14 protein-coding genes are annotated in these 18692 nt (G+C 47.1%); 3 read left to right on the top strand and 11 right to left on the bottom strand.

The features are described 5' to 3' along the window. Window positions 1-30 precede the first annotated feature (30 nt). Window positions 31-2181 (bottom strand): polyribonucleotide nucleotidyltransferase, encoded by a 2151-nt coding sequence (gene pnp, locus B5D42_RS05475; RefSeq protein ID WP_078830429.1) that lies wholly within the window; start codon window positions 2179-2181, stop codon window positions 31-33. A 138-nt stretch (window positions 2182-2319) separates the two neighbouring features. Continuing rightward, window positions 2320-2592, bottom strand: coding sequence for a 30S ribosomal protein S15 (gene rpsO / locus B5D42_RS05470; RefSeq protein ID WP_078830428.1), 273 nt, complete (start codon window positions 2590-2592; stop codon window positions 2320-2322). 266 nt (window positions 2593-2858) lie between these two features. Here rpsO and B5D42_RS05465 point away from each other — a divergent pair, with 266 nt between their 5' ends. Beyond that, the gene (locus B5D42_RS05465; RefSeq protein ID WP_078830427.1) at window positions 2859-3761 is read left to right on the top strand and encodes a ribonuclease Z; all 903 of its coding nucleotides are present in this window, start codon (window positions 2859-2861) and stop codon (window positions 3759-3761) included. Window positions 3762-3766: 5 nt separating this feature from the next. Here B5D42_RS05465 and B5D42_RS05460 read toward each other — a convergent pair whose 3' ends face one another. The 6 genes from B5D42_RS05460 to B5D42_RS05435 all read right to left on the bottom strand — a co-directional run bounded on the left by B5D42_RS05460 (window position 3767) and on the right by B5D42_RS05435 (window position 10476). Beyond that, on the bottom strand, window positions 3767-4867 hold the full coding sequence (locus tag B5D42_RS05460) for an alpha/beta hydrolase-fold protein (RefSeq protein WP_078830426.1): 1101 nt from the start codon (window positions 4865-4867) through the stop codon (window positions 3767-3769). A gap of 77 nt (window positions 4868-4944) precedes the next feature. Then, window positions 4945-5577 (bottom strand): outer membrane lipoprotein periplasmic chaperone LolA1, encoded by a 633-nt coding sequence (gene lolA1, locus B5D42_RS05455; RefSeq protein WP_078830425.1) that lies wholly within the window; start codon window positions 5575-5577, stop codon window positions 4945-4947. A gap of 127 nt (window positions 5578-5704) precedes the next feature. Then, window positions 5705-8290, bottom strand: a complete 2586-nt coding sequence (locus B5D42_RS05450; RefSeq protein WP_078830424.1) for an FtsK/SpoIIIE family DNA translocase — start codon at window positions 8288-8290, stop codon at window positions 5705-5707. A gap of 89 nt (window positions 8291-8379) precedes the next feature. Next, complete coding sequence (locus B5D42_RS05445) at window positions 8380-8766, bottom strand: DUF423 domain-containing protein (protein WP_078830423.1); 387 nt, start codon at window positions 8764-8766, stop codon at window positions 8380-8382. Beyond that, window positions 8759-9265: a shikimate kinase gene (locus B5D42_RS05440; RefSeq protein ID WP_078830422.1), complete on the bottom strand. Its 507-nt coding sequence runs from the start codon at window positions 9263-9265 to the stop codon at window positions 8759-8761. The genes B5D42_RS05445 and B5D42_RS05440 overlap by 8 nt, the downstream gene beginning before the upstream one ends. Window positions 9266-9291: 26 nt before the next feature. Further along, window positions 9292-10476, bottom strand: a complete 1185-nt coding sequence (locus B5D42_RS05435) for an acyl-CoA dehydrogenase family protein (RefSeq protein ID WP_078830421.1) — start codon at window positions 10474-10476, stop codon at window positions 9292-9294. Window positions 10477-10640: 164 nt separating this feature from the next. Here B5D42_RS05435 and B5D42_RS05430 point away from each other — a divergent pair, with 164 nt between their 5' ends. Together B5D42_RS05430 and B5D42_RS05425 are read left to right on the top strand one after the other, a co-directional pair. Then, window positions 10641-11579 (top strand): hypothetical protein, encoded by a 939-nt coding sequence (locus tag B5D42_RS05430; RefSeq protein ID WP_078830420.1) that lies wholly within the window; start codon window positions 10641-10643, stop codon window positions 11577-11579. A 148-nt stretch (window positions 11580-11727) separates the two neighbouring features. Beyond that, window positions 11728-12954 (top strand): cation:dicarboxylate symporter family transporter, encoded by a 1227-nt coding sequence (locus B5D42_RS05425; RefSeq protein WP_245825565.1) that lies wholly within the window; start codon window positions 11728-11730, stop codon window positions 12952-12954. 2 nt (window positions 12955-12956) lie between these two features. Here B5D42_RS05425 and B5D42_RS05420 read toward each other — a convergent pair whose 3' ends face one another. The 3 genes from B5D42_RS05420 to B5D42_RS05410 all read right to left on the bottom strand — a co-directional run bounded on the left by B5D42_RS05420 (window position 12957) and on the right by B5D42_RS05410 (window position 18623). Further along, a complete protein-coding gene (locus B5D42_RS05420; RefSeq protein ID WP_078830418.1) occupies window positions 12957-13562 on the bottom strand; it encodes a response regulator transcription factor in 606 nt (201 codons plus the stop codon). Window positions 13563-13579: 17 nt separating this feature from the next. Next, complete coding sequence (locus B5D42_RS05415; RefSeq protein ID WP_078830417.1) at window positions 13580-15736, bottom strand: histidine kinase dimerization/phosphoacceptor domain -containing protein; 2157 nt, start codon at window positions 15734-15736, stop codon at window positions 13580-13582. Between the two features lie 364 nt (window positions 15737-16100). Continuing rightward, complete coding sequence (locus B5D42_RS05410; RefSeq protein WP_078830416.1) at window positions 16101-18623, bottom strand: S9 family peptidase; 2523 nt, start codon at window positions 18621-18623, stop codon at window positions 16101-16103. Window positions 18624-18692: the final 69 nt, after the last annotated feature.

Raw genomic sequence — 18692 nt, 5'->3', positions numbered from 1 at the left:
GGCCTTTCGATATATAAAGATGATTACATCTTAGTTTTCAGCAGGAGCTTCCTGGCGTCCGCCACCTTCCGGTCTTGGCATCAGGGCTTTACGGCTCAATTTGAACTTACCGGTTTTAGGATCGAGTCCTACCAGTTTCACTTTTACCATATCTCCTTCTTTGAAAAGACCGTCCATGCTTTCAAGGCGTTTCCAGCTGATCTCACTGATATGCAGCAAGCCCTGTTTGCCCGGCATGAATTCCACGAATGCACCGAATTCCTTGATGCCTTTCACCGGTCCTTCATACACATCTCCTACCTGAGGAACTGCAGCAATACCACGTACCCATGCTACTGCTTTATCAAGTCCTTCTTTGGCAGCAGAGAAGATGCTTACTTCACCTGTGTTGCCCACTTCTTCAATATTGATGGTAGTACCGGTTTCACGCTGGATCTCCTGGATCACTTTACCGCCTGGTCCGATCACCGCTCCGATGAATTCTTTATCGATGATCAGTTTGATCATCCGCGGAGCATGTGGTTTCACTTCCGGACGGGCAGCAGGCATACACTCATACATAGCGTCGAGAATATGGAGACGACCTTTTCTTGCCTGCTCCAGTGCTTCACGCATTACATCCATGCTGAGACCGTCTACTTTGATATCCATCTGAACACCGCAGATACCATCGCGGGTTCCGGTTACTTTAAAGTCCATATCACCCAGGTGATCTTCATCTCCGAGGATATCTGTCAGGATCGCGTATTTACCATCTTCGCGGGTGATCAGTCCCATTGCCACACCACTTACGTGTTTGGGAACCGGTACACCTGCATCCATCAGCGCCAGTGAACCTGCGCAAACCGTTGCCATGGATGAAGAACCATTACTTTCGAGGATATCGCTCACAACACGCACTGTATACGGATATTCACCTTTAGGCATCATCTGTTTCAGTGAACGCATGGCCAGGTTTCCGTGCCCTACTTCGCGACGGCTTTGTCCGCGCATCATTTTCACTTCACCTGTGCTGAATGGAGGGAAATTGTAATGGAGATAGAATTTTGAATCTACTGATTTGGCAGCGCTTTCGATCAGCAGGTCGTCCAGAGCGGTACCGAAAGTAACGGTAGTCAGCGACTGGGTCTCGCCCCTGGTGAAGAGAGAAGAACCGTGCGGTGTAGGCAGCGGATCTACTTCCATGGCGAGCGGCCTTACCTCGTCGAGTTTACGGCCATCGAGGCGGATACGATCTTCGAGGATCATATTACGTACCACTTCCCATTTCAGGTCTTCGTAGTATTTTTTAACGAGTTTTTTGTCGGCATCCGTGATCTCTTCGCCGAAGCTGGCGATCAGTTCATCTTTCAGCACGCTGTATGCATCGCTGCGGTCGTGCTTTGCAGATCCTTTGCGTGAGATCTCGTAAACTTTATCTTTTGCAAAAGAGTAAACACCCTGCCTGATCACTTCGTTGTGCTCAGGTTTCTTGTAATCCCTTTTGGTAGTAACTCCTTTTTTGGTGCGCAGTTCTGCCTGTGCTTTGATCTGGATACGGATTGCATCATGCGCCAGTTCCAGTGCGCGGATGAGGTCTGCCTCATCGCACTCTTTGGCTTCACCTTCCACCATCATCAGGTTCTTTTCAGTAGCTGCGATGATGAATTCGAGGTCAGAAGATTCCAGTTCCGTACGGGTAGGGTTAATAACGAACTGACCGTTGATACGGCCCACCCTTACTTCACTGATGATCTCCTTGATAGGAATATCTGAAACAGCCAGTGCGGCAGAAGCAGCAAGGCAGGCCAGTGAATCAGGCAGTACTTCCGCATCGCTCGACACGAGGCTGAGCAGTACCTGCACATCGCAGAAATAATCTTCAGGGAAAAGCGGGCGCAGCGCACGGTCGATCAGGCGGCTGGTCAATATTTCATAATCGTTCAGTCTTGCTTCACGCTTGAAGAATGAACCCGGGATACGGCCTGCTGCTGCAAACTTCTCCTGGTAATCCACGCTCAGCGGAAAGAAATCCTGACCCTCTTTAGGGTCTTTGTTGGCTACAACAGTAGCCAGGATAACGCAATTGCCCTGGCGAACGGTAACAGCACCATCTGCCTGGCGGGCAAGTTTTCCGGTTTCGATAAATACTTCGCGTCCACCGCCAAGATCGAAACTGACACTTATAGGTTGTGATAACATAATCTGGTTTTGTTAAGGCGCGGAAAATTCCGCGGCTCCTGTGAAGGAATGACATGCAAATGAGAGGCACCAATAGAAATGACTATTCCCAACCGTTGTATAAAATCAGTTGGGAATAGACTATAGCATAGCTGGAAATTACTTTCTCAGACCAAGTTTTTCAATCAGTGCGCGATAACCCATCAGGTTATGCTTTTGCATGTATCCAAGCAGGCGCTTACGCTGACCTACCATCATCATCAGGCCGCGCTGGCTTGAATGATCATGCTTATTGCTCTGTAAGTGCTTGGAAATGTGCGTGATACGCTCAGTCAGCAATGCAACCTGACCTTCGATAGAACCCGTGTTAGTGGCTTTTCCACCAAACTCAGCAAAAATGCTTGCTTTCTTTTCTGTTGTTAAATAAGGCATTTCAAAAAATGTTTAAAAGGACTCCGTTTGTATTCTTTCTTTTTTTATCGCGTGCAAAGGTAGGAAAAATAATATAACATATGGCAATTATCAGGCAGTTTTTAGCTCAGATACTTAAAATTAGCGTATTTAAACGTGTAATTCACCATACCGGCAGCCACAATTCATTCTTTACCAGCTGAAAAAACGCATTTACAGGTAGAAATACAGCAGAAAAATCATTAATTTGTAATAGAAATCACTGTTACTCATTACCCAAGCCATCCATGTTCGGCATTACCATACTCGGCAATAACTCTGCAATTCCGGCTTACGACAGGCATCCTACTGCCCAGGTTGTAACGCTGAACGAACAGTTATTCCTGATCGACTGCGGCGAAGGTACGCAAATGCAGCTGGCCAGGTATAAGGTCAAAAGAGGCCGGATCAACCATATTTTTATTTCACACCTGCATGGCGATCATTATTTCGGGCTGATCGGGCTGATCACAAGCATGGGCTTACTGGGCCGTGAGCAGGATCTGCATATTTACGGACCTCCGATGCTGAAAGACATCATCGATATCCAGCTGCAGGCTGCCGCCACAACGCTGCCCTATCCCCTGCATTTTCATGCGCTAGGTGACGACGGCATTATTGCGGATTACCCGAAATTCACGGTAAGCAGTTTCCAGACACAGCACCGCATTCCGTGCTGGGGTTTTATATTCAGTGAAAAGAAAAAGCCGAGGAAGATCAACAAAGACGCAGCCGTATTGCATGGAATTCCTTCAGCTTATTACGACAAGCTCAAAGATGGTGCAGATTATACTACCCGGTCAGGTGAAAGGATCCCGAACAGCGAAGTGACTTTTGCCAATACTCCGCCCAAAAGTTATGCATTCTGTGCTGACACCGTTTACCATGAAGAACTTGCGGAAAAAACCTCCGGAGCATCCCTTCTGTACCACGAAGCTACCTATCTGAAAGACCTGGAAGAACGGGCAGCCTTACGCTTTCATTCAACCACCGTGCAGGCTGCATCCATTGCTATAAAAGCCGGTGCACAGCGCCTGCTGATCGGGCATTTCAGCAGTAAATACGAAACACTGGACCCATTCCTTTCCGAAGCCCGGGAAATCTTTCCCAACACCCAGCTCGCTATTGAAGGCGTTACTTATGTGATATAGGAGCGTTACAGCCATTTAAAGAAATCATCGAACTCATCACGCCAGTAAGTTTCACTGAACTGGCCGAGCGGATTCAAGACATTTCTTGTTACGAATTTTTCTTTCTGCTGAAGAATATTGAGCAATTTCTGCACTCCGGCAGGAATTGCAGCCGGCTCGCGCGAACCGGTATAGAAATAAAATTTAGCAACCTGTTCCGGTTTGAATTTTTCTGCAATGGTATAAATCAGATCATTGTTGAAAACAGGAGAAAAAACACCGGCGCCGCCAAACACTGCAGGATACTGTAATGCCGTGTAAAGACTGATCACTGCTCCTGATCCGCTTCCGCAGAGATAATTATTCTCAGCGGCTTTACGCGTGCGGTATTTACTGTCGATGTATGGCTTCAATGTCTGTACAAGAAATTCCGCATATGCTTTTCCGTCTGGCTGCGCGGGATCATATTCAGCCTGGCGTTTATCGCCGCCGTTATCTATTCCTACAATAATGTATTCCTTGTTCAGCTTCTGCTGCAATGTATCCATACATTCATCCACGCCCCATTCATGTGCCGTTGCCGTTTTTTCGTTGAACAGGTCCTGGCCGTCCTGCATATAAATAACAGGATAGTTCTTAGATGCGCCTGCATACCCTTTCGGCAGGTAAACCCAGATGCGTCTGGTGCGGTTCAGTTGTGGTATTGCAAAGGCAGTATCCATAACCCGCACCTGCGGCGTAGCAGTGTAGGGCTTTGGCTTTTCAGGATAATCGTCTTTCCAGCCGGCTATGGTAAATTCCTGCGACAGGTCATTGTTTACCTCCAGTACGCGGTCTGCAAGATCCCTGCCATCCGCCGTTGTTTCCATTTTATCTGCTGCCCCGCGGGTGAAACGGAATGCATAGGTGCCGGCAGGCATGTCTTTGATCACAAGACTTTTTCTCGATCCGCCGAATGGCTTGAGTTTGTAGTTCTCATCCTTCGGATTCCAATTGTTGAAATTACCGGAAACGTAAATATCTTCCTGTGCTTTCGTTGCCACCTGCGTAACGATCAGTCTTACCGAAAACTGGGCTTCCGCAAAAGCAGAGACCAGTAATGCCGCCAGTAATGCTATTTTTTTCATGCACTGAAAATACAAAGTCCCGGTTGTTTTACCGGGACTTTATCCTTCAGACCTAAGGTCTTCACAAAGTTTTAATCTTAATCCAGTATTTCCACATCTTTCGGATACTTGCTGCGGTTGAACACAAAGTAACTGTCGGGCAGATCTGCATTTGTTTTCAGGTTGCTGAAAGTAACCACGAGTGTATTGTTGCTCTTATCGAGGATCACGGCTTTGGTGATCAGTGATTTTGATTTATCAACAAATATGTTCACTTTCTGGAAGTTCTTGCGGTTATCGAGCGGCCTCAGTTCTATTTCATGAAAACCGCCTTTTGAAGAGATCAGTTTGTAGCTGAAATCCTTGTCATATGCGCCGGACATGATCTTCTGGGGAGTAAGCGACTGTCCCGGTTCGTCAGCTGCGGAAACGGTGATGGTTTTGCTGCCATCGAAATTATATATTTTGGAACCGTCTGATACAACTTCCATTTTCCCCTGCTTCAGCACATAACGCTGGCCTTTGATAGAAATGGTTCCTGATTTGGTTCCGTTATCTTTTCCTTTGCTGGTAAGCTGCTTGATGGAAAAACCCGTACTGATGCCCTTGAAGCTTTTTACTTTAGCGCTTACCTCATCCAGCACTTTTTTCGCATTCGGGTCATTCTGTGCAGAAACGGAGTTCAGAGCCAATGCAAACATTAACAAAAAAATAGTATACAGTTTCTTCATGTGTGTCTTTATAAAATTCGCGCAAAGATAGGCGTTACTATCCTGTATGACTACCGGCACTTAAAATAGTTTATTAAGGATCGGCTTTCCGGGCTTTTATGTCGGTGAATGCAATTATTGTACCCGGCTATACGAGCGAATCGAGGAAGTCCTGCAATTCCATGTCGGTTTTGAACAATACTTCCCTGGCTTTGCTGCCCTGGTTGGGGCCAACGATGCCCGCGGCTTCCAGTTGATCCATCAGCCTGCCTGCCCGGTTATAACCCAGTTTCATCCTTCGCTGTATGAGGGAAGTAGAGCCCATCTGACTTTGTACAATGAGTCTGGCGGCATCTTCAAAGAGCGGATCACGGTCGCCCGCATCAAAATCCTTGCCCTCGAGTTCTTTTTCATCTACATACTCCGGCAGCAGGAATGCCTGGGGATAACCGCGCTGGTCGCCGATGAATTCGCAGACATGCTCCACTTCAGGCGTGTCTACAAATGCGCATTGGAGCCTCGTGATCTCACCATTATAACTTACAAGCATATCCCCCTTACCGATCAGCTGTTCAGCGCCGCCGGCATCGAGAATGGTACGGCTGTCTATTTTGCTGGACACTTTGAAGGCGATCCTTGCAGGGAAGTTGGCTTTGATGGTACCGGTGATAATATTAACGGACGGACGCTGTGTAGCGATGATCAGGTGTATTCCCACGGCCCGCGCCAGTTGTGCAAGACGTGCGATCGGCATTTCCACTTCTTTGCCGGCGGTCATGATCAGATCCGCAAATTCATCCACCACGAGTACGATGAACGGCAGGTACTGGTGCCCCTTTTCGGGGTTGAGGCGCCGGGCTGTAAATTTCTCGTTATACTCTTTTATATTGCGGCAACCGGCTTCCTTCAGAAGATCGTACCTGTTGTCCATTTCAATACACAATGCGTTCAGTGTATTGATGACTTTCTTGGTATCCGTAATAATAGATTCGTCTTCCCCGGGCAGTTTGGCCAGGAAGTGTTTTTCGATCACACGGTAGAGGCTCAGTTCTACTTTCTTGGGATCCACCAGCACGAACTTCAGCTGTGAAGGATGTTTTTTATACAGCAGGGAAACGAGGATCGCGTTCAGGCCTACAGATTTACCCTGGCCTGTAGCTCCCGCCATCAGCAGGTGCGGCATGCTGGCCAGGTCTACAATAAAATTCTCGTTATCGATCTTCTTACCTATGGCAATAGGCAATGAAAAGGCATTGGTCTGGAATTTTTCGCTGGATAAAAGTGTGCGCATGCTCACGATCGTCTTACGCACATTCGGCACTTCGATACCGATGGTTCCTTTACCAGGTATTGGTGCAATGATACGGATACCCAAAGCTGCAAGACTTAACGCGATATCATCTTCCAGGTTCTTGATCCTGCTGATCCTTACACCCGGCGCAGGAACGATCTCGTACAGTGTAACCGTAGGTCCTACTGTGGCTGCGATACGCTGGATTGCAATATCATAGTTCTTGAGCGTTGCAATGATCTGGTTTTTGTTGGCTTCCAGTTCTGCGGGATCATGCACGATCTTTTCACTTCCGTGGATCTCAAGCAGGTCGATGCCGGGATATTTGTAATTCTTAAGGTCGAGCGTTGCGTCGTAACGTGTGTTCAGTTTTCCGGCCGGAGCAGGTGCAACTGCTTCTTCCGCTTCTTCTTCGGGTGTTTCCTTGATCTCCAGTTCGAGACCATTATCGTCTTCTTCCTCTTCTTCTTCAACTTCAGGCTCTTCTTCCTCTTCTGTTATCTCTTCTTCTGTTTCCATCTCCATGAAAGGAGCTTCCTCTTCTTCCGGCTCAGGTTCTTCTTCAGATTCCGGTTCTGTTTCTTCTTCCGGTTGTTCATCCCTTTCCACTACATCAAATTCATTCATCGGGTTATGTTCGGCCTGCGGCATAATCACCACCACACCTTTGGATTCTCCTTTCAGTTTATTGGGTTTGGGAATCTCTGCTGCAGCATTTTCTTTTTCTTCTGTTATCTCATCATCATCATCATTCCATTCCTTTCTTACTGCGTCTTCTTCCGGCTCCGGTATTATTGGTGTTGCGGCAGGAGCACGGCGCGGTAATACAGGCAGTTTAAATACAGGATTGAATCGCCAGATCACATAAGAGAATACTGCCAGCGCCAGCAATGCGCCCGTTCCTACCCTGCCGATCCATTTCACAAACCACTCATTCAGCAATTCTCCTACAGCGCCCCCCCAGGAAAAATTTCCTTTTCCGGCAACAAATGCAAATGCCATGCTGATCACTACCAATCCCACCACCACATATTTCAGGTTACGCAGCAGGTTGAATACCTTGCGTGCAAAGAGCAGGTTTACACCCAGTACAAAAAAGAAGGAACAGAAAAGATAAGAAGCGAAACCAAAGCCCTTATAGAAAAGATTATGCGCTACATAGGCGCCCAATACACCGAGCAGGTTGTTCACACGGAGATCATCTGTTGCGAAGATCTTCACGCCAAACTGGTGAACTTTATCCTGGTCGTCCTGCCAGGTAAATAAATAAGAGGTAAATGCTACAAAAAGAAATATGGCCAGGAGCAGACTTACTGCACCGGCGATCTTGGCCGTACGCTCATCCTTCACTACTTCGGTAACGGTTACCTGTGTTTCCTTGTCGGCAGTGAGCTTCTCCGGATCGGGCGGCGGCGGTGTTTTCTTTTTTAAGCGGTTTGCCATACTAACAAATATAGGCTAACCAGCAAAGCGCGCATAAAGCAGGGCCACCCATGTGCAAAAACTTGCCATACCGGCGGTAGTTTTCCACTTTACTTCTTTCTTATGCCCAAAAACAGCATAAGCCAGCCTGCGATCAGGAAGGCGCCTCCCAGTGGTGTTACCGGCCCCAGGAACCTCAGACCGCTGATCCCGGCCGCATGGGCATAGGTGAGCAGGTAAAGTGAACCGCTGAATAAAACGATCCCGGTTATAAAGAACCGGCCCGCGAGTTTGAGTCTTGGGTCAGGCCAGTTGCCGTATAATATTCCTGTAAGTGCCAGTGCAAATACATGATAAAACTGGTAACGGACTGCCGTTTCATAAGTGATCAACGCCTGTTCGTCCAGTACGGCTTTCAGTGCATGCGCCCCGAAAGCGCCCAGTATCACGGCTATGGCTCCGATGAGAGCTGCTGCCGACAGGAATCCTTTATGCATGTTCTTTGATGATTTTTGCAAACGTACGGTCGTTGATATCGCCTTCTTTCAGGTGGTAAGTCGCTTTGCTGTAAAATGCACGTCTTTCTTCGAGTTTTTCCCGGAGAAACCCCTGCAATGCCTCATCCGGCAATCCGGCGATCAGCGGGCGGTGTGCTTTTTCGGGCAGCAGGCGTTGCGCCAGTATCTGTACCGGCTCATCAAGCCAGATCGTTATACCCTGGGTGTTCATCCAGTCCATATTATCATTAAAGCAGGGCGTACCGCCACCTGTGGCCAGCACAAAAGATTTTTTTTCCGCAAACCAGCGCAACAATTTGCTTTCTGTTTTGCGGAAATTGGCTTCTCCTTCTTCTGCAAATATCTCTGCGATGCTTCGTTCTTCGTGCGACGTGATTACAAAATCAAGATCATAACCCCCGGTCTTCAGTTTCTTCGACAGCTTTTTAGCCCAATGGCTTTTACCGCTGCCCATTAATCCGATCAGAAATATTTTCATTGGCTGGGTCTGTTATAGCAACTGTTTTATTTAAAAGCATTGATACCGGTCACATCCATTCCTGTAATGAGCAGATGCACATCATGTGTTCCTTCGTAAGTGATCACGCTCTCGAGGTTCATCATATGGCGCATAATGCTGTATTCGCCGGTAATACCCATCCCACCCAGCATCTGTCTTGCATCGCGGGCAATATTCGCTGCGATCTCACAGCTGTTACGTTTTGCCATACTCACCTGTTGCGGGGTTGCTTTTCCTTCGTTCATCAGTACCCCTAATCTCCACACCAGCAGTTGTGCCTTGGTGATCTCGGTGATCATTTCCGCAAGCTTTTTCTGCTGCAGCTGGAAACCGCCGATCGGCCTGTCGAACTGAACACGCTCCTTACTGTAGCGCAATGCCGTATCATAACAATCCATTGCAGCACCCAGTGCACCCCAGGCTATACCGTAACGGGCTTTGGTAAGACAGCCCAGCGGCCCTTTCAGGCCTTTTACATTGGGCAGGATATTTTCTTTGGGAACTTTTACATTGTCGAATACCAGTTCACCGGTTGCGCTGGCCCTGAGGCTCCACTTGCCATGTGTTGTTGGTGTAGAGAAGCCTTCCATTCCGCGTTCAACGATCAGTCCGCGGATATCGCCCTGCTCATCTCTTGCCCATACTACGGCCACCTGTGCAAAAGGCGCATTACTGATCCACATTTTTGCTCCGTTGAGGATCACATGGTCTCCGGCATCGGTGATATTGGTAAGCATACCTGCAGGATTGCTGCCATGATCTGGTTCGGTTAAGCCAAAGCAACCGAGCCATTCGCCGCTTGCCAGTTTTGGCAGGTATTTATGCCTTTGTTCTTCATTACCATATGCATAGATCGGATACATCACCAGGCTTCCCTGCACGCTGGCAGTGCTGCGCACACCGCTGTCGCCTCTTTCCAGCTCCTGCATCATCAGTCCATAGCTGATATAATCCAGTCCGCCGCCACCATATTCAGCAGGAACGGTAGGACCGAAACAGCCCAATTCTCCCATCTGGCGCACGATCTGCTCAGGGAACTCCGCTTTCTGCGCATAATCTTCAATGATCGGGGAAATTTCCTTCTTTACGTAATTACGCACAGATTCCCGGATCAGCTTATGCTCTTCTGTCAGCAGTTCATCTACCATGTAGTAATCGGGCGATTGAAACAGATCAGTTCTTGCAGCCATTGGTTCGTGTTTTATGATTTTTTATTCGGTTAGGCATTGTTGACCGCAAAAGTAACGTCTACGACCGAAGGCCTGCCGTTTTTTGCAGGATTTTATTTGAATGAGCATTCCAACCTTTTTACGGGAACCCACTCTTTTTATTATCACCCGAAAAAACCACCTGTATGAGACATATTATTTTGCTTTTACGCAGCAGCTGCTTTTTACTGGCATTCTTAGCTACCTGCGCTGCGGCACAATCTTCCACCGCGAACGGATCCTGGCCGGTGAAACTGGAGAAAAACTATAGTAAATCCTATCCCATCGGCTCGGAGAAAGTGTACCTGAGCAACCGTTTCGGCGCTATGGACATTGAGATCTGGGATAAAAACGAAGTAAAAGTAGAAGCCGTGGCCAGCGTTGGTGCCCAAACAGAAGAATATGCAAAGAGCATGCTTGAAAATATCCAGATCACGGATGAAAAAAAGGACAGCATCCGGTTCCAGACCAATATCAGGTCTGTGAATAATGGCTGGGAAGAAAATAAAGGCGGTTATGAAATGCGTGTGAACTGGAAGGTATACCTGCCGGCAAATGCAAAAATCTGCGCCCAGAATGATTTCGGCCCTATGACCATCGGAGATTACAAGGGCGAAGCCGAACTCTGCTCCCGTTACGGCAGTCTGCAGGCAGGCAAACTGGCCAATGCCCGCAAGGTAACGGTAGAATTCGGAAAACTGACAGCTGAAAGTCTGAATAACACCATGCTCACCTGCCGTTATTCACGTGTAGATATCAATTCCCTTTCCGGTGAGATCGATGCAAGATTCGATTTCTGCAACAGCATCGATCTGCCGCTGAGCAACAACATTAAGAAGCTCGACCTCAAAAACAATTACACAAGTCTTTATGTGGTGCTCGACAGGTCTTTTGCAGGCACTTACGACATAGCAACCACCAATGCCAGGGTAAGTACAAAATCTGATATTTCCATTTCGGAAGAAAAGAGACCGGACAACAGTTATGGTTATAACCCGAACCATAAATACACGGGAAGCTTTGGCAAGGGCGGCAATTCGCATATCAGCATCAAAAGTAATTCCGGCAATATCCGGCTGCTGTAGAAAGCGGTGGTTCACGGGAAGTGGCAGCAGGTTTGCCAGCATCCGTGGACCCTCGTTTTCTGAAAGGTCTGTAACTTTTATGGTTGCGGGCCTTTTTTGTTTGTGCAATCTTTTTATCTTACTCTTCTTTTTTAAAACGAACCCGGCATTGCAACAGACAAATCATACAACTCCCGTTTCTGTCAGGAAAAAGATACTTACCAATCTTACATTCTATGTACTGATCGCTATTATTATCGGTATTCTGCTGGGGCATTATGCGCCAGCTACCGCAGTAAAAATGGAGATCGTTGGAAAAACATTTGTCGATATCATTAAACTATTCATTGCCCCCATTATCTTTCTTACCATCGTGCTGGGCATCAGCAGTATCGGCAATCTGCGCAAAGTGGGCCGTATCGGCATCAAATCATTATTTTACTTTGAAGTAGTGACCACTGTGGCACTTGCACTGGGCATTGCAGTTGCCTTGCTGATGGAGCCTGGAAAAATAGACAAGTCGGGCCTGCCCATACAGGATGCATCCAGATATACACGCCAGGGAAGCAATACACATTTCGACTGGCTCACCTTCTTTCAATCGAATCTTACACTGCAGGTGCTTGTGATAGCGATCGTCACCGGTATCCTGCTGAACTATTCGCGGCACAGGCTGAAAGCCGTTCACCTGATGGGCCGGGCATCTCATTATGTATTCACGCTGCTCCGGTACGTGATGTACCTGGCGCCGCTGGGGGCATTCGGAGGAATGGCTTATACGATTGGCAAGTTTGGATTGAAAACACTGATCCCGCTTGCGAAGCTTATGGGTTGTGTTTACCTGACCATGTTTCTTTTCATTTTCCTGGTACTTGGGAGCATCATGCGGTATTATAAATTCAGTATCTGGTCTTTCCTTGGTTCTATCCGGGAGGAGCTGCTGCTGGTACTAGGTACTTCTTCTTCGGAAGCGGCGCTGCCATCCATCATGCGGAAACTGGAAAAAATGGGCTGCAGTAAATCCGTTGTAGGGCTCGTGATCCCTACCGGCTATTCTTTCAATCTCGATGGCACGTCCATTTATTTGTCCATGGCTGTGATCTTCCTGGCCCAGCTTTACAATGTACATCTCAGCAATGCAGAGTTATTAACGATACTGCTCATCCTCATGCTCACATCCAAAGGGGCTGCGGGTGTAACGGGAAGTGGTTTTATCGTATTGGCATCTACGCTTGCCGCTATTCATAAAATACCACTTGAAGGACTGGCCTTCCTGCTGGGAGTAGATAAGTTCATGAGCGAAGCAAGAGCTATCACCAATATTATCGGGAATGGCGTGGCAACACTTGTAATTGCAAAAAGCGAGAAAGAATATATACACCCGGACAAACTGTAAGCCTAACGGTTCCTTTCATTGTTCATCCGGTATACGAGTTGGGGGAAGCTGTTGATATTGTTCTTCTGCAGCATACGGCGCCTGTGCGTTTTAACCGTTTCGATGCTGATGGACAATTTATGTGAGATCTGTTTGGATGAAAACCCTTCCGCTACCAGTAATGCAATTTCTCTTTCACGATCGGTCAGTTGCAAGGAGTCCGTGCCGGAAGGCAGCTGCTGCCTGGCGAGCAGCCTGTGAAATGCCATGTGCACCGCTACCAGCAACTGGGTATTGGTGAAAGGTTTTACGATATACATCACGGGATCTGCGGCAAAAGCTGATTGCAGTATCCGGCTATCGCTCAGCGCAGTCAGGAACACGATTTCGCAGTTATAGAGCTTTTTAAGATCGGCAGCCAATTCAATGCCATTGTGATCGCCTTTGATATTGATATCACAAAGCACCACCTGCGGCACCAGCTCATTACGGTTACAGATACGGAGCGCGGTAGCTGCATCTGCGGCAATGCCCGTCACTTCATAATCTTCTTCTTCCAGCAGTTCTTTTATACTTTCTGCGGTAATCAGTTCATCTTCTACAATCAGCACTTTTACATCATTACTCATAGCTGCTTATTTCTTCTTTATGATGTGCTTATCCGGATATCAAAAATTGTTCCATTGCGTTGTGTCACTTCCATAGTAGCGCCGAGCTGTTTTACCAGCGTGCGAACGAGCTTCATCCCGAATGACTGCTCTTTGCCATCAAGTTCCGTATTTGTAATTCCGGTGCCGTTATCCGCTATACGGAGGTTCATGGTTTTTTCGTCCTGCATATTGAGGCTTACGCTCAACCTTGGATCGGTCACTGTTGCAAAAGCATGTTTGAATGCATTGGTTGCAAGCTCGTTTACGATCAGTCCGATCGGTACTGCCATATCGATATCCATCGTGGGCGATTTCAACGCCACATTGGTTTCAACAATGGAATTGCTGAAGCCGAATGTGCTGGCAAGCGACTGCGACAGTTTTTTGAGATAGTCTTCCATATCAACGGCAGCAAGATCATCATTCATATACAACCGCTGGTGTATCATGGCCATGGCATCTACACGGGAGCGGCCTTCGTCCATTGCTTCACGGGCTGCTTTGCTGGAAAGCCTGTTCGACTGCAGCGAGAGCAGGCTCGAGACCACCTGCAGGTTATTTTTAACCCTGTGATGCAGTTCCCTGATCAATACCTCGATCCGTTCATTTTTTTCCGCAAGCGCAGATGCTGTTTTTTTCTTGAGATGATAGCTCCGCATATATAAGACCAATCCTGCGAAAAGCGCCAGTAACAGACCTGTCAGCAGCCATACCAGCTGATTGCGTTTCGATAACTGAACAGACCGCAGTTCTTTATCCTTGCGCTCAATGGCAAGCAGGTTCTCTCGTTTTTCGATCTCGTAATCGGCACGGGCTTTCACGATATTCCTTTCCACATCGGTATTGAATACACTGTCGCGCGCGTTCATGAAGTCTGTCTGGTATTTCAATGCTTCTTCATAATCGCCACTGCTTTTGTAAAATTCATATAAGGCTTTGTAAGCGCTTTGCAGGTTACCCGATTTACCTTTTTTGTGAATATTGAGCGACTGAAGCAATAATGCTTCTGCTTCTTTTTTACGGCCGAGTTTATTCAGTATATTTCCTTTGAAAAGGTAATCGAAGCCAATCGAAAGCCGGGTAGCCCCAGCGGGCGGATTTATAGCTTCGGCCATTTCAACATATTTCAATGCTTCCTCATATTTCTCAATACTGTAATAATAACGGCTGATATTGAGGTATACATTCGATTGCGGCAATTCAAGCTTCGCTTTTTTCAGTACAGCTAATGCGGTATTAAAATACCAGAAAGCAGAATCCTGCTGTTTTTTAAGCGCATGATAATCACCCAGCGAACTTAATGCAATGCCTTCAAAACGGGGGTCATTCTCAGCCCGTGCGATTGCCAGTTGCAGCTGGAGATATTTGTAACGCTCTTCCTGGTTATTGATCTTGGAATAAAAGTTAGCAAGATTTCCATAAGATGAAAGCAGATCGCGCGGCTGGTTCAATTTTTCCTTGATGCGTATTGCTTCATAATACAACACCGCCGCCTCATCGAACTGCCCCTGCTGTTCAAGGAAGTTTGCCTTGTTCATGATAAAACTACCCAGCAACTGTTGCGGCCCGCTGATTTTCCGGATCAGGTTGATAGCAGTATCCGTATATGCTATCGCTTTTACAAGATCACCTCTTCTCATGTAAAGATTTCCCAGCCTGCTGTAGAGGGTTGCCGTAACAGGCGATGGCGGCATGGCCGACTTATACTCCAGCGCACGCTGCATAGCCTTGAATGCAAGGTTGAGCGAATCCATTTTACTGTAATGGATAGACATGTTGCTGTATACCTGGAAAAGAGAACGTTTATCATCCAGCTCAGATGCCAGCTTTAAGGCCATGGAGTCGAATGAAAGGCCTGTCTGAGATTCATTGGTTCCGTTATAATAAGTGGAAAGTGAAAGATATACGTTCAGTATGCCGGCTTTATTATCGCTTTCCCGGTAAATGCCGAGCGCTTCCTGCATACCCGCAAGCGCCTGTTCCCTGTTAGATGCAAGATTCATCCTTGCGAGCTGTAACAGCAACTGTGCCTTTCTTCCATTATCTTTTTCAGCAATGATCTGCGCCTGCAACTGCGCGGGCGTAACGCCCTGGCCCGCTACCTTTAAGGTAACAGCTACTAAAAAGATCAACAACCAGGATAATTGCCTCATGAACTGATATTAGACTATTTTAACACATGATGCTCAGGGGCATTCAATAATCCAATAATACAGCCATTCGGTTTCAGTACAAAATAAAGAAGGAAAAACCCGCCGGATTTCCTTTAATATGCCGATTTCAGGGCAACATATTAAATAGATATGAAATACAATGAAAAAAAAACTGTGCAACGAAAACGCTACACAGCATTTAGCTACCGCCTGCCCCCCAGCATGCGGTATGATGACTTACCGAGGTAAGTTATAAAGTAAAGCAGGCAATTATCCGTGTTAAAAAGCAAAATTGTTGTTATTCGGGCACCCTGCCAATACTCCTTTTGGAGTATAAAACAAAAGCGGCCGGAGCCGCTTTTGTTCATTGTTCTTCTTCAGGTGTTCCACGCCTTTGAGGTGTTTTTCCCTGCTCCTGTTCGCGGGTCATTTCTACGATATCTACCGGTCTTGCTGTTTTATCGCCCAGCAGGTGTTCGGTAAAGTAATCGGCCATGCGCCAGAAGAAATACTCTGTCATGTCGCCGTAGGCATGTCTTTGTCCTGGCAGTATTACAAGGTCAAAACGTTTGTTAGCCCGGATCAGTGCGTTGGCTACACGGATGGTTCCCGCGGGATGTACATTATTGTCTATATCGCCGGTGGTAAGCATCAGGTGACCTTTGAGGTTGCGGGCGAGGTCCTGGTTCTTTTCGATATTGTATACAAAAGAAGTATCTGCCTTATCGCTGATCACTTCTTTCACACCATGGTGTTTCTCACTCCACCAGCGGTTGTAAATTGCGTTATCATGGTTTCCGGATGAGGATACCGCTACCTTAAAGAAATCAGGGTAGACCAGCATAGCCGCTGTACTCATGAAACCTCCGCCGGAATGTCCATGGATACCCACACGGTTGATGTCGATGAAAGGATACCTGTCTGCCAGCTGTTCTACTGCTGCTTTTTTATCGGCAAGACCATAATCGCGCAGGTTACCGTAGCCGAAATTGTGATACCATTTGCTACGGGCAGGGTGTCCGCCCCGGTTACCGATCGTTACCACCACAAAACCCAGTTGCGCCAGGCGGTCCGTTCTGTCCATACCGCGTCCGAAGGCTTTATTTACAGCTTCGGTTTGCGGGCCGGGATATACATATTCGATCACCGGGTATTTTTTTGTGGAATCGAAATCGAACGGCCTGTACATTACGCCATAGAGATCCGTAATACCATCGTCTGCTTTTACTTTGAATGGCTGCGGGAATTTATACCCGGTTGCCATCAGCGAAGAAAGATCTGCGGTTTCAAGATCGAGCAGCTTTCTGCCGTCTGAAGCGTATAATGCCGAACGGGGGCCCGCATTCACCCTGGAATAATTGTCTACAAAGAATGTCTTGCCATCATTCATACCCGATGCATGCTCAAAATCGCCGGGGTTCAGCAGTTTGATGCCGGTGCCATCGAAATTGATACGATACAGGTGTACATAATAAGGATCTTCCCCCTGCTCGCGGCCATTAGCCGTGAAATACAATACCCTTTTTGTTTCATCGATTCCAACGATGTCTTCGCAATGGAATGCACCTGATGTGATCTGGTTTTTGAGTCGGCCATTTTCATCATAAAGATAAAAATGCGCCCAGCCATCGCGTTCACTCCACTGGATAAATTCTTTGCCTTCATTTACCAGTCCGAGTCTTTTGACCTCGATATAGGTATTCAGTCTTTCTTCTATCAGCACTTTCACTGCACCGGTGGTTACATCTACTTTACACACATCTACCCTTTTCAGATCGCGGCTGGTTCTGGTGAAGTAGAATGCTGTATTGGTACCGAGCCATTTCAGTGGTTTGAAATCATCATCGCGGGTATTCACTTTGCCCGGATCGGCCCAGATGGAAATATCCTGATCGCGGAACTGCGACACTTGCATTTCTTTACCCGATTTCAATGTCATATCGAAAAGATAAACATGGTCCACCGGCGCTTCTTTTTCACCCGGCATCCAGTATTTATAGGTTTCAAGCGTAGGGCGCGGATCTGCCACGCTGTTGATTACCCAGAGGTCTTTTACTTTACGGTTGTCTGTACGGCTGAGTGTGAAATATTTCGAATCGGGCGACCAGTATGCCGTTACTGGTCTGCGTTTGTTCTTATTTTTTTCCTTGTCAATATTACTGTCGCCATTTCCTGAAAGATTACCATCGGAGAAATAACCGTAATTCTCGATGCCATCGGTGGTGAGTGCATGATCAACAATGGTTGAATCGTTCTCATTCTGCAAAGCTTTTTCGTAATTGGCTTTGTCCATCCAGTAGAGATTATAATTCCGTCCGAACACAACGGTATTTCCATCCGGTGCAACGGAAGCCCATGATGGTTTACGTTTAGGTTTTTTGAAATCCGGAAGCTCGGTAAGTTCGGCGGTGAGCAGGTTGTATTCAAAATAGAACACTTTCTTTTCCTTTACGGGCGGCGTTCCTTTTTTAGCGGTGGTATCTTTCTTTTCGATCTCCTGTGTGCTTTTCACTTCAAACTGGATCCAGTTCTCGTCTTTGATGAAACGCATACTGTCGAGCCCGAGGTGCTGCGCATCGAACGGATCTTTTACAATGCGGGAGATCTTGGCAGCGAGGTCTGCGTTATCGAACAATTGTTTCTTTTCTCCTTTTACAGGATCAACGATATACCATTTTTTTCCTTCGGTAGTTTCGTACATATACCAGAAACGGTCGGATTTTTTCAGCCAGTGCGGGTCTACGCTGGTGCTGAAAACCAGTTTGCCGATCTTCTGTGGCGAAAACCTTGAAGCCAGCTGGTAATTGGATTTGTGCGAAAGTGTGTTTTGTGCGATTGAACCAGATGCAACCATGCAGAACATCACCACAAGCAGGGTATTTCTCATTTTTTGTCGGTTTTGGAATGCATGAAAATAAGGCAAACCGTGAAATGGAAAAAATACGCACAATCCTGC

The sequence above is a fragment of the Sediminibacterium ginsengisoli genome (genome assembly GCF_900167075.1).
GTDB classification, from domain to species: domain Bacteria; phylum Bacteroidota; class Bacteroidia; order Chitinophagales; family Chitinophagaceae; genus Sediminibacterium; species Sediminibacterium ginsengisoli.
This window is presented reverse-complemented; position numbering and strand designations above follow the sequence as displayed.